General features: G+C 67.1%; 7 protein-coding genes. 4 read left to right on the top strand and 3 right to left on the bottom strand.

Features of this window, described 5'->3' with window-relative positions; translation table 11 throughout:
• Positions 1 to 50 precede the first annotated feature (50 nt).
• Positions 51 to 3,563, top strand: coding sequence for an EAL domain-containing protein (locus AB4Y40_RS10055; RefSeq protein WP_368687547.1), 3,513 nt, complete (start codon positions 51 to 53; stop codon positions 3,561 to 3,563).
• A gap of 39 nt (positions 3,564 to 3,602) precedes the next feature.
• Here the strand turns inward: AB4Y40_RS10055 and AB4Y40_RS10060 are convergent, their stop codons facing one another.
• The gene (locus AB4Y40_RS10060; protein WP_028206008.1) at positions 3,603 to 3,998 is read right to left on the bottom strand and encodes an acyl-CoA thioesterase; all 396 of its coding nucleotides are present in this window, start codon (positions 3,996 to 3,998) and stop codon (positions 3,603 to 3,605) included.
• Positions 3,999 to 4,277: 279 nt separating this feature from the next.
• Between AB4Y40_RS10060 and AB4Y40_RS10065 the strand changes: the two genes are divergently transcribed.
• Positions 4,278 to 6,206: an ABC transporter ATP-binding protein/permease gene (locus tag AB4Y40_RS10065; RefSeq protein ID WP_368687756.1), complete on the top strand. Its 1,929-nt coding sequence runs from the start codon at positions 4,278 to 4,280 to the stop codon at positions 6,204 to 6,206.
• A gap of 47 nt (positions 6,207 to 6,253) precedes the next feature.
• Here AB4Y40_RS10065 and murU read toward each other — a convergent pair whose 3' ends face one another.
• Positions 6,254 to 7,015, bottom strand: a complete 762-nt coding sequence (gene murU, locus AB4Y40_RS10070) for an N-acetylmuramate alpha-1-phosphate uridylyltransferase MurU (RefSeq protein ID WP_368687548.1) — start codon at positions 7,013 to 7,015, stop codon at positions 6,254 to 6,256.
• Positions 7,016 to 7,026: 11 nt separating this feature from the next.
• Entirely contained in the window at positions 7,027 to 8,100 is a 1,074-nt protein-coding gene (locus tag AB4Y40_RS10075; protein ID WP_368687549.1) for an aminoglycoside phosphotransferase family protein, read from the bottom strand.
• A 247-nt stretch (positions 8,101 to 8,347) separates the two neighbouring features.
• Here AB4Y40_RS10075 and AB4Y40_RS10080 point away from each other — a divergent pair, with 247 nt between their 5' ends.
• Positions 8,348 to 10,732, top strand: a complete 2,385-nt coding sequence (locus tag AB4Y40_RS10080) for an LPS-assembly protein LptD (RefSeq protein ID WP_368687550.1) — start codon at positions 8,348 to 8,350, stop codon at positions 10,730 to 10,732.
• Between the two features lie 94 nt (positions 10,733 to 10,826).
• A complete protein-coding gene (locus tag AB4Y40_RS10085; protein WP_368687551.1) occupies positions 10,827 to 12,194 on the top strand; it encodes a peptidylprolyl isomerase in 1,368 nt (455 codons plus the stop codon).
• Positions 12,195 to 12,201 lie beyond the last annotated feature (7 nt).

A 12,201-nucleotide genomic window follows, 5' to 3' on the forward strand; every position in this document is an offset into this window, starting at 1 on the left:
GACCCATCATCCCGCGCTCACGGCGCGGGCGCGAACGACGCTCGGCATTCATGAACCTTCTTTTTTCGAAGCGCCAACTCATCAATCTGGCCGTCGTCGCGGCGGCCGTTGGCGCGAACGCTTTTGTCGCCTGGACGCAGATCGACGGTCAGCGCGAGATCGACCAGCGCGCGAGCCAGGCGGCGACGATCCGTCACGACCTCGACCGCTATCGCGATGCGCTTGGCAGCGGCGTGAGCGCGCTGGGCCGTTTCGCCGTGCAGGGCCAGCCGGAGTCAGCCGCCGCGCACGACGCGCGCGCCGCCATGCTCGACGAAACCACCCGCGCCCTGCGCGCGGAGCTGGCCGGCAACGCCGACCTCGCGGCCCGTTTCGACGCGCTGGCGGGGCAGGGCGCCACGCTTGCGAACGAGATCGACGTGACACTTGCGCGCGCCGAGCAACGCGTTACCGACGAGGGCGGGCAGGCGGCCGTGGCGGCGGGGGCGAGCGGGACCGTGGCAGCGCAGGCCGTACCGGCTGATGGCGCGGCCAGCCAGGAATTCGGCACGGCCATGCCCGCGAATGCCGCGCGCTCGCCCGCGGCGCCGTGGGGCGCGCCCGAGGCGACCGCCCGCAACGCCGCCGCGAAGACGATTCAACCCGGGAACACCGCGGACGCGCGCATGGCCGGTCATGTCGTGACCGGCACGATCCTGCCGCTGCACGCCGCAGCGGATGAGGCGGCGAGCGCCGTGACGCTGGATACCCTGACGGTGGCACCGGCTGTCACCAACGGCGCCCAGAACCCCATCACGGCGACCGCTGCGCTGCCCGACCCGGCAACGCCGTCGCCCGCCACGGCCGCGTGGCTCGCCGGCGAATACATCCGCATCGACAACCTCGTGGACCAGCTCGACGGACAGCTCGCGTCGCTGCAACGCGCCGAGGATCTGGCGCTCGCCGCCGCGCTCGCCGACTCGGCGCGCTCGGGCGGCCGCGCGCTGTTGCTGCTGATCGTGACGATGCTCGCGGGCGCGACGCTCCTCATCTACACGTTCGGCGCGCGCGAGAGCGCCGCCCGCGAGAAGCTGCGCGCCGTGAGCGGCATGCGCCTGCGCAGTGAGCGCTTTCAGGGCCTGTTCGACGCGCATCCGGTGCCGATGTACGTGTTCGACCGCGAAACGCTGCGCTTTCTCGCCGTGAACGCCGCCGCGATCCAGCAGTACGGCTACAGCGAGGAAGAGTTCCTCACCATGACGATCCGCGATATCCGTCCCGCCGAAGACGTTTCGCGGCTCGAGCAACACCTCACGCGCTCGGACATGGTCACGCAGAACGTGCGCATGATGGCCGGCATCTGGCACCATCGGCGCCGCGACGGCTCGATCATCAGCGCCGACATCTCGCATCACTCGCTCACCTTCCTCGGCCGCGATGCCGTGTTCGTGCTCGCCGACGACGTCACCGAGCAGATCAAGGCCGAAGCGGAGGCGCAGCGCTCGAACCAGATGCTCGAGTCGGTGATCGACAATATCCCGCAGCGCATCTTCTGGAAGGACGCGCAGTCGCGCTATCTCGGCTGCAACATGACCTTTGCGCGCGACGCGGGGCTCGCGTATCCCGAGCAGATCATCGGCAAGTCCGACGACGACCTGCCGTGGCGCGCCTACGCCGACGGCATGCGCGAACAGGACCGCGAGGTGATCGAGTCGGGGCTGCCGCGCATCAACTATGAAGACAACCATACGATCGACGGCCTGCACCGCACGACGCTCACGAGCAAGCTGCCGCTGCTCGACGGCGACGGCCGCGTGATCGGCGTGCTCGGCTCGTACTCGGACACCACCGAAAGCAAGCGCGCCGACCTCGCGCTGCGCCTGCAAAGCCGCGCGCTCGACGCATGCGTGAACGCGATTCTGATCACCGCGCCGGGCCCGGGCGGCAGCAATCTGATCGAGTACGCGAATCCGGCGTTTCGCCGCATCACGGGCTTCGATCCGGCCGAGGTGATCGGCCAGGACTGCCGCCTCCTGCAGCGCGACGACCGCGATCAGGACGGCCTCATCGCGGTGCGCAAGGCGCTGCTGTCCAATCGCGAAGTGAGCGCGGTGCTGCGCAACTACCGCAAGGACGGCGCGCTCTTCTGGAACCAGCTGCTGATCGCGCCGGTGCCCGATCTCGATGGCCGCATCACGCATCACATCGGCATCATCAACGACGTGACCGAGCTGATCCGCTACCAGGAGCAGCTCGAATACCAGGCGAACTACGACAGCCTCACGCTGCTGCCCAACCGCAACCTGCTGCGCGACCGTCTCCAGCACGCCCTGCTCGCGGCGCAGCGGCACGACACGGGCGTGGCCGTAGTGTTCATCGACCTCGACGGCTTCAAGAACGTCAACGACAGCCTCGGCCACAGCGTGGGCGACCGGCTGCTGGGCGTGGTGGCCGAGCGGCTCCAGCGCTGCACGCGCACGACCGACACGGTCGCGCGCCACGGCGGCGACGAGTTCGTGATCGTGCTCACCGACACCATCGATGAGAAGTCGCTGATCGGCTGGATGGAGCGGGCGCGCTCGCTGATCTCGGAGCCGGTGTGGATCGACGGCACCGAGCTGTATGTGGGCTGCAGCATGGGCGCGAGCGTCTACCCGCAGGACGGCAACGACGCCGAAACGCTCATGAAGAAGGCCGACGTCGCGATGTACCGCGCGAAGGACATGGGCCGCAACACGTTCCAGTTCTTCGAGCCCGAAATGAACGCGAATGTGGGCGCGCGCCTGAATCTCGAGCGGCGCCTGCGCCGCGCGCTGCGCGACAGCGAGTTCCTGCTGCACTACCAGCCGCAGGTGGAGATCGAGGGCGGGCGCATCATCGGCATGGAGGCGCTGGTGCGCTGGCGCGATCCGGAGGTTGGGCTCGTCTCGCCTGCGCAGTTCATTCCCGTGGCCGAGGAGAGCGGCCTGATCGGCCCGCTTTCCGACTGGGTGCTGCGCGAGGCCTGCCGGCAGAATCGCGCATGGCAGCTCGCGGGGCTGCCGCCCGTGCGCGTGTCCGTGAACTTCTCGGCGAAGACGTTCCACCAGCGCGACATTGCGCAACTCGTGAAGGACGTGCTGCAGGAAACCGGCCTCGAAGCCTGCTGGCTCGAGATCGAGCTGACCGAGAGCACGCTCATGCGCAATGCCGAAGAGGCCGTGTCGATGTTGAACGAGCTGCACGCGCTGGGCATCGGCATCGCCATCGACGACTTCGGCACCGGCTATTCGAGCCTGAGCTATCTGAAGCGTCTGCCGGTGGACCGGCTCAAGATCGACCGCTCGTTCGTGGCCGACATCGGCACGAGCAGCGACGACGAAACGATCACGGCGGCCATCATCGCGCTGGCGCACGAGCTGCAGTTGCAGGTGATCGCGGAAGGGGTGGAGACTTCGGCGCAGTTCGCCTTCCTGCGCGAGCGCGCGTGCGACGAGCTGCAAGGCTACTTCTTCGCGCCGCCGCTACCCGGCGACGAGGCCGCGGCACTGTTGCGCGCGAGCGCAACCTACGAGGAAGCGCCCGGGCTCGCCTGGACGGGCTGAGCCCGGCGCCGCGGCCCGGCGTTCGCGGCTGCGTTGCCTTTATTCGATCGGCGGCAGCTGGCGCGGGCGGCGGTCCGCGCCGGTCGCGACATAGGTGAGCGTGGCTTCCGTCACCTTGACGACTTCCTCCTGGAGGCGCATGCGCTGCGCGTACACCTCGACCTCGACGGTCACCGAGGTGTTGCCGGTCTTGACGATGTCGGCGTAGAAGCTCAGCAGATCGCCCACGAACACCGGTTGCTTGAACACGAACGAGTTCACGGCGACGGTCGCGACGCGCCCGTTGGCGCGGCGGCTCGCCGGAATCGAGCCGGCAATGTCGACCTGCGCCATGATCCAGCCGCCGAAGACGTCGCCGTGAACGTTGGCATCCGAAGGCTGCGGCACGACGCGCAGCGCAGGCGATTTTTGGGGGAGCGGGAAGGAGTCGGTCATCGGGCTTCCATGAAAAGGGATCGAACGGCGCAAGGCGTTGCGGCGCGGGCCTGGGGCGCCCAGCGGCGCGCGCCGCCTTCTGCGACAATACGTTGATCAGGAATTGTACGGGAAAGCATCAGGCGCGGCGGGTGGTCGATTCGAGCCCTCCACCTTCGCGAAACCCGTCGCCAGGAACCTCACAACAGCCCCACATGACTCGCCGGGCCGTTTGCGCCGCGCCAGCTTCCGGTCCCCGAACCGGCCCTGGCGCGCCAAATGGCACAGGCATCTCGCCCCATGCGCCGCTTTCCCGCTTCCAACGAACCCGCGCTGCCCGCCACCGGGCCGCGCAACGACTGGCAGACGATCGTTTCGCTGCTGCCTTACCTCACGGCCTACAAATGGCGCGTGGCGTTCGCGCTCACCTGCCTGATCGGCGCGAAGGTGGCCAACCTCGGCGTGCCGATCGTGATGAAGCACATCGTCGACGGTCTCGCCTCGGTGCGCCATCTCACGGCGCTCGGTCGCGCGGAGCACGCGCCCGGCATCGTGCTCGCGGGCGGCATCGGACTGCTCGTGGTGGCGTACGCCGTCGTGCGTCTGTCGACGTCGCTGTTCACCGAACTGCGCGAGATCCTCTTTTCGAAGGTGACCGAGAGCGCCGTGCGCCAGCTCGCGCTCAAGGTGTTCCGCCATCTGCATGCGCTCTCGCTGCGCTTTCACCTCGAACGGCAGACGGGCGGCATGTCGCGCGACATCGAGCGCGGCACGCGCGGCATCACGCAGCTCATTTCGTACTCGCTCTACAGCATCCTGCCGACGCTCGTGGAAGTGGGCCTCGTGCTCGGCTTCTTCGCGGTGAAGTACGAGGCGTACTACGCGATCGTCACGCTCATCGCGCTCGTGGCGTACATCGTGTTCACGGTGAAGGTAACCGAGTGGCGCACGCATTTCCGCCGCACGATGAACGAGCTCGATTCGCGCGCCAACGCACGCGCGATCGATTCGCTGATCAACTACGAGACCGTGAAGTACTTCGGCAACGAAGAGTGGGAGACGAAGCGCTACGACGAGAACCTGCACCGCTACCGGCAGGCCGCGATCAAGTCGCAGCACTCGCTTTCGGCGCTCAACTTCGGACAGCAGGCAATCATCGGCACCGGGCTCGTGTTCATCCTCTGGCGCGCCACCCAGGGCGTGATGGCGGGGCGGCTCACGCTCGGCGACCTCGTGCTCATCAACACCTTCATGCTGCAGCTCTACATTCCGCTGAATTTTCTCGGCGTGGTGTATCGGGAGCTCAAGCAAAGCCTCACCGACATGGACCGCATGTTCACGCTGCTCACCGTCGAGCGTGAAGTGGCCGACGTGCCCGGCGCGCAGGCGCTTGCGGTGCGCGGCGGCGAGGTGCGCTTTGCGCACGTGAACTTCGCGTATGAGCCGTCGCGCCAGATTCTGCACGACCTGAGCTTCACGATTGCGGCGGGCACGACCACGGCCGTGGTGGGGCATAGCGGCTCGGGCAAGTCCACGCTCGCGCGGCTCCTGTTCCGCTTCTACGATCTCGATCGCTCCGATCCTGCCAAAAGCGGCGGGGCGATCACCATCGACGGCCAGGATATCCGCGATGTGACGCAGGATTCGTTGCGCGCCTCGATCGGCATCGTGCCGCAGGACACGGTGCTGTTCAACGACTCGATCTACTACAACATCGCCTATGGCCGGCCCACGGCGAGCCGCGAGGAAGTCATTGCGGCGGCGCGCGCGGCGCACATTCACGCGTTCATCGAGAGCTTGCCCAAGGGCTACGACACGCCCGTGGGCGAGCGCGGCCTGAAGCTTTCGGGCGGCGAGAAGCAGCGCGTGGCGATCGCGCGCACGCTGCTCAAGAATCCGCCGATCCTGCTGTTCGACGAGGCGACGTCAGCGCTCGATTCGCGCTCGGAGCGCGCCATCCAGCACGAGCTCGACCAGATTGCGCGCGAGCGCACCACACTCGTGATCGCGCACCGGCTCTCGACCGTCGTGCACGCGCAACAGATCATCGTGATGGATCATGGGCGCATCGTCGAGCGCGGCACGCATGCGCAATTGCTGCAAGCGGGCGGACACTATGCGCAGATGTGGGCGCTTCAGCAGCAGAAGGCGGGTGAAGCGCCCCAGTCGCAGTCACAGTCCCAGGCACAACAGGGGCAGGTGGAGTTGCCGGCGGCGGGTGGAAACTGAAGAAGCGCGCCGCACCCGCGTTGGTACGGCGCGCCGTGTTGCCCGTTTCAGCCGTGGTGCGCGCTCGTCGAATTTCGCAGCGCGGCGTCGAGCGCTTCGAGCTGCGCGGGCGTGCCGACGTTTTCCCAGACGCCTTCATATAGCTCGCCGCTTACGCGTCCCTGCGCGATCGCCTCGCGATAGTACGGCGTGAGCGCGCGCTTCGTGCCGCGCGCGAGATCGCGGAACATGCGCGTGTCATAGAGGCCGATATTGCCGAACGTGTAACGCGGCGCGCCTTCGAGCGCGAGCCGACCGTCGGCGCCCAGCGCGAAGTCGCCCTTCGGGTGGAACGGCGGGTTCGGCACCATCACGAGATGCATGCCCGGCTGCGCTTGCGCCGCAAGCGCTTGCGCGTGCGTGTTCAGGCGCGCGAAATCGTAGGCGCTGTAGACGTCGCCGCTCACCGCGAGGAACACCTCGGGCGTGCCCGTCGACTCGATCAGCGGCAGCGCCTGGGCAATGCCGCCCGCCGTTTCGAGCGCGTCGGGCTCGGGCGAATAGTGGAGCGTCACGCCAAAGCGCTCGCCGTCGCCGAGCGCGGCTTCGATCTGCGCGCCGAGCCAGGCGTGATTGATGACGATGCGCGTGTAGCCCGCCGCGGCGAGCCGCTCGATCTGCCACACGACGAGCGGTTTGCCGCCCACGGCGAGGAGCGGCTTCGGGCAGGTGTCGGTGAGCGGGCGCATGCGCTCGCCGCGTCCGGCGGCGAAGATCATGGCGGTGCGGCCGTGGCCCGCCGTGGCCGGCGTGTGATTCGATTGGGTCATGACGGCCCGTTTCAGAAGGTGTAAGCGACTTCGACGGCGCTGCCCTGCAGCTCGTCGATGAGCCGCGCGAACGGCGCGAGCGGGCGGTAGCGGTGCGCGACCTTGCTCGCGTAGGCGAGAAAGCGCGGCAGGTCGGCCATGTAATGCGGTTTGGCGTCGCGATAGTTGATGCGGCAGAACAGGCCGAGCACCTTGATGTGGCGCTGCAGGCCCATCCACTCGAGCTGGCGGTAGAACTCGCCGAAGTCGGCATCGACGGGCAGTCCCGCTTTCTTCGCGCGCTCCCAGTAGTGCGCGAAGCAGTCGAGTTCGAACTCCTCGTCCCAGCTCAGGAACGCGTCGCGCAGCAGCGAGACGACGTCGTACGTGATCGGGCCGTACACGGCGTCCTGGAAGTCGAGCACGCCGGGGTTGGGCGTGGCGATCATCAGGTTGCGGGGCATGAAGTCGCGCAGCATGAAGCTGTGCGGCTGCGCGCGGGCGCTCGCCACGAGCAGGGCGAAGGTGCGATCGAGCACGCCGCGCGTGGCTTCGTCGACCTTGCGGCCCAGATGGCGCTCCAGATACCACTCGGGCATCAGCTCCATCTCGCGGCGCATGAAGGCTTCGTCGAACTCCGGCAGCACGCCCGGCCGCGAGCTGAGCTGCCAGCGGATCAGCGCGTCGATGGCGTCGCGCATCAGCTCGCGCGAGCGCGCGCCGGGGCCGGCTTCCTGCAGCGCATTCAGGTAGGGCGCGGTGCCGAGATCGGTCACGAGCATGAAGCCCGCGCCGAATTCGGCTTCGAGCACGCGCGGCACGTGCACGCCGGCCGCCTCGAGCAACTGCGCGATCTGGGCGAATTCGCGGCTTTTTTCGGGCGGCGGGGCGTCGACGGCGATCAGCGACGCGCCGTGCGCGCCCGCGCTCGCGAGGCGGAAATAGCGCCGAAAGCTCGCGTCGGCCGAGGCCGGGGCGAGCGTTGCGAGGTCGAGGGCGTACTGGCCGGCGTGGCTGCCGAGCCAGGCGGCGAGCAGGTCGCGGCGATTGTCGGTCGGAGAGGCGCCAGGGGCAGCGGCGGGAGAATGCGCGGCAGAAAAGGTCATGAAAGCCAGAGGCAAAATCAGTGGATCAACGTCTTGCCATATAATACCCCACGACTTTTTTGACGCGACTCGCGCCAAAGCCCGCATGACGGTTCGCTCGCCGCATTCATCGTCGCTCCAGGGGGGCGATGAATTGTAATTATTTGTTTGCAGCCCGGCCTCGATCCGGTTCATCGGGAGGCGGGTGCCCAGGCGGGCCACCATCATGGAGAGGGCAGGCGGCCGGGCCGATTCGCCAAAACCATACATGCCGCCCAGACAGTTTTTCCAGACGATCTCCCCTAGTGACGACGGCGTGCCGGGCAAGCGGCGGCTCATCGCGGCACTCCTGGCCGTACCGGGTCTGGTGCCCGCGCTCGCGCACGCCCAGCTTTCGGGCGCGGCCGCGCAGCCCGAGCAGCTCGACGGCCCGTGGAGCCTGCGGATCGCACCGCAACTCGAAGATCACCCCAATGCGTCGGGTCAGCACCCGGCGACGTTCGTGCTCGGCGATTCGACGACGGGCACGGTGGACACCGACCTCGCCGTGAAAGGCGCGTCCGAGCTGCGTCAGGGTTCGAACGTGGTGAAGGGCGACGCCCTGCACTACGACCAGGACACCGACATGGCCAATGCCTACGGCAATGTCACGGTCGTGCAGAACGGCACGACGTTCTCGGGGCCCGAGGCGCATTTGAAGGTCGAGGCGAACGAGGGCTTCATGCCCGCGCCGAAGTACCATTTCACGCTCACGGGCGGCTCGGGCAGCGCCGCGCGCGCCGACCTGCTGGACAGCGAGCGCTCGGTGCTCACGACCGGCACCTACACCGCGTGCCACTGCTCGACCAATCCGGCGTGGTACATCAAGGGCAGCGAGTTCGATTTCGACACCGGCAGCGACGAAGGCGTCGCGCACAACGCCGTGCTGTTCTTCCAGGACGTGCCGATCTTCGCGAGCCCGTGGCTGTCGTTCCCGCTTTCGGGCGACCGCCGCAGCGGCCTGCTGCCGCCGACGTTCTCGGTCAGCTCGACGAACGGCTACGAAATCTCGCTGCCGTATTACTTCAACATCGCGCCGAACCGCGACTTCACGTTCACGCCCGAGATCATCTCGAAGCGGGGCGTGTTCCTGCAGGGCAACTACCGGTATCTCTCGACGAATTACTCGGGCTCGATCACCGGAACGTTCCTGCCGGACGACGCGATCACGAAGACGAACCGCTACGCGCTGTTCATCCAGCACAACCAGAACTTCGGCAACGGGTTCGGCGGTTACGTCTACTACAACAAGGTCTCGGACAACACCTATCCGTCGGACCTGTCGTCGCCGGCCAACCAGTTCCTGAACGGTACGCAGACGCTGTATCAGCAGGAAGCCGGCCTCACGTACAACAACGGGCCGTGGTCCGTGCTGGGCCGCTACCAGCACTGGCAGACGGTCGAATCGTCGACGCCGCCTTATGGCCGCGAGCCGCAGTTGAACGTGAAGTACGCGAAGTACAACGTCGGCGGCTTCGACTACGGCATGGAAGCCGACTACTCGCGCTTCCGCATCACGGAAGACAACGCGACCGAAGGCGACCGCGTCGTCTTCAACCCGTACGTGTCGTACTCCCTGATGGGGCCGGGTTACTTCGTCACGCCGAAGGTGCAGTGGCACTTCGCGTCGTACAACCTGAGCAACATCGGCCCGGCGGGCACGACCTTCGGCTCGCCGGTCGGTACGCCGAAGAGCTTCACCGAATCGATCCCGACCTTCAGCTTCGACACGGGCCTCGTGTTCGACCGCTCGGTCCACCTGTTCGGTCAGGATTACATCCAGACACTGGAACCGCGCTTGTACTACGTGTACACGCCGTACCGCAACCAGCAGTTCGCGCCCCTTTTCGATACCGCCGAGTCGGACTTCGGCCTCGCGGAAATCTTCACGCCGAACACCTTCGTCGGTAACGACCGCATTGCCGACGCGAACCGTCTGACGGCCGCACTGACCACGCGCTTCATCGACCCGGCCTCGGGCGACGAGCGCGCGCGCTTCGTGATCGCGCAGCAATACTACTTCCAGGACCAGCGCGTCACGCTCAACTCGGGCGAAAGCACGAGCCAGGCGACGCATTCGGACCTGATTGCGGGCGCCGCCCTGAAAATCGGGGCCGGTTTCGCTTCGGAAACGGCGTTCCAATATAATGCGGACAGCAACCAGCTCACCAAGGCGAGCATCGGTTTCGGGTACAGCCCGGGAACGAGCCGCGTGCTGAACGTGGCCTACCGCTACACGCGCGCCAACACGACGCTCGACTTCCAGCCGATCAATCAGGTTCTGATCTCGGCTCAATGGCCGTTCTCGCACCGGGTGTACGCCGTGGGCCGCTTCAACTACGATCTGAACGGCCATCGGATCGTCGACGGCCTGGTCGGCATGCAGTACGACGCCGACTGCTGGGTGCTCGGGGTCGGCCTGCAGCGTTACGCGAACGGGCTCAATACGTCGGGCACGCCGAATTCGTCAACGCGGTTTCTCGCGCAGCTTACGCTCAAGGGACTGTCGAACGTCGACAACGGGCTGGTGGCGGCGTTCCGGACCGCAGTGCCGGGGTACACGCAGCTACCGGGTCAGGCGCCGCCGGACTCGCGCTTCACTGATTATCAATAACGCGTGATCCGGAGCGCATGGCTTGCGCCTCGGGGCAACGCGGTGTCGGTTGCATAGAGACGGGCGAAGCGTGCCCGCCAACATTGGAGTATCTGTGGGAATCATGAAAAAGCTTCGCCTGGCAGCGTACGCTGCGAGTCTCTTCGCCGTCGCAGGCGTGTTGCCGGCCGCGCCGGCGCAAGCTCAAGGTCTCCCGGCCGGCAACGGCCAGACGGTCGACACGATCGCCGCAGTCGTCAATGACGGCGTGATCACCCAGCGCGAGCTCGACAGCCGCGCCGAAATGATTGCTCACCGGCTGCAGCAGCAGAACGCGCCGGTTCCGCCCGACGAGCAGCTGCGCGCGCAGGTGCTCAACCAGATGGTGCTCGAACGCATTCAGCTCCAGAAGGCCAAGGAAGACGGCATCACCGTCGACGACGCCGGCGTGCAGCGCACGCTCGAGCGCCTCGCCCAGGCCAACGGCATGGATCTCGCCACCTATCGCGCGCGCATCGAGGCGGCCGGCGTGCCCTGGACCACCTTCACGCGCGACGCACGTACGGAGCTCACGCTCTCGAAGCTGCGCGAGAAGGAAGTGGACAGCAAGGTCACGGTGACCGACGCCGAAGTCGCGAACTACATCGCGAGCCAGCGCGGACCGAACGCGGGCCAGTCGAGCGACCTGCACTTCCAGCACATCTTCATCAAGGCGCCGCTGAACGCCTCGGAGACCGACATCGAAGCCGCGCAGGCGAAGGCCAATGCGCTGCTCAAGGAAGCCCAGTCGGGTGGCAAGTTCGAGAGCCTCGCGAAGTCGAACTCGCAGGCGAGCGACGCGGGCAAGGGCGGCGACATGGGTTTCCTGCCGCAGTCGAAGCTGCCGCCTGAATTCGTGACCGCCGCTTCCACGATGCGTCCGGGCGAGGTGAACCCGTCGGTGATCCGCACCAACGACGGCTTCGAGATCGTGCGCCTCGTCGAGCGCCGCCAGGGCCAGGGCACGGCCGCCGATGCGCCCAAGCTCGTGCAAACGCACGTGCGCCACATCCTGCTGCGTGTGGGCGACGGCATGTCCGAGCCCCAGGCGCGCCAGAAGCTGCTCGAAATCCGCCAGGAAATCGCGGCGGGCGGCGACTTCGCCAAGTTCGCGCGCACCTATTCGCAGGACGGCTCGGCCTCGCAGGGCGGCGACCTCGGCTGGATCAGCCCGGGTGAGACCGTGCCTGAATTCGAGCGCGCCATGAACACGCTGCAGGACAACCAGCTGAGCGAGCCGGTGCGCACCGAGTACGGCTACCACTTGATCCAGGTGCTGGGCCGCCGCGACGCCGAAGGCTCGATCGCGCAGCAAATGGAACTCGCGCGCCAGGCCATCGGCCAGCGCAAGGCGGAGCAGGCCTACGCCGACTGGCTGCGCCAGCTGCGCGACAGCGCCTACGTCGATTACAAGATCGCGGGCATGACGCCGCCGCACAACTAAGAGTCAT

This window comes from Paraburkholderia sp. EG287B (assembly GCF_040965595.1).
Lineage (GTDB): Bacteria > Pseudomonadota > Gammaproteobacteria > Burkholderiales > Burkholderiaceae > Paraburkholderia.

Coding starts and splice junctions, on each gene's coding strand:
- AB4Y40_RS10055 (WP_368687547.1), top strand. CDS start 51: ATGAACCTTCTTTTTTCGAAGCGCCAACTCATCAATCTGGCCGTCGTC.
- AB4Y40_RS10060 (WP_028206008.1), bottom strand. CDS start 3,998: ATGACCGACTCCTTCCCGCTCCCCCAAAAATCGCCTGCGCTGCGCGTC.
- AB4Y40_RS10065 (WP_368687756.1), top strand. CDS start 4,278: ATGCGCCGCTTTCCCGCTTCCAACGAACCCGCGCTGCCCGCCACCGGG.
- murU (WP_368687548.1), bottom strand. CDS start 7,015: ATGACCCAATCGAATCACACGCCGGCCACGGCGGGCCACGGCCGCACC.
- AB4Y40_RS10075 (WP_368687549.1), bottom strand. CDS start 8,100: ATGACCTTTTCTGCCGCGCATTCTCCCGCCGCTGCCCCTGGCGCCTCT.
- AB4Y40_RS10080 (WP_368687550.1), top strand. CDS start 8,348: ATGCCGCCCAGACAGTTTTTCCAGACGATCTCCCCTAGTGACGACGGC.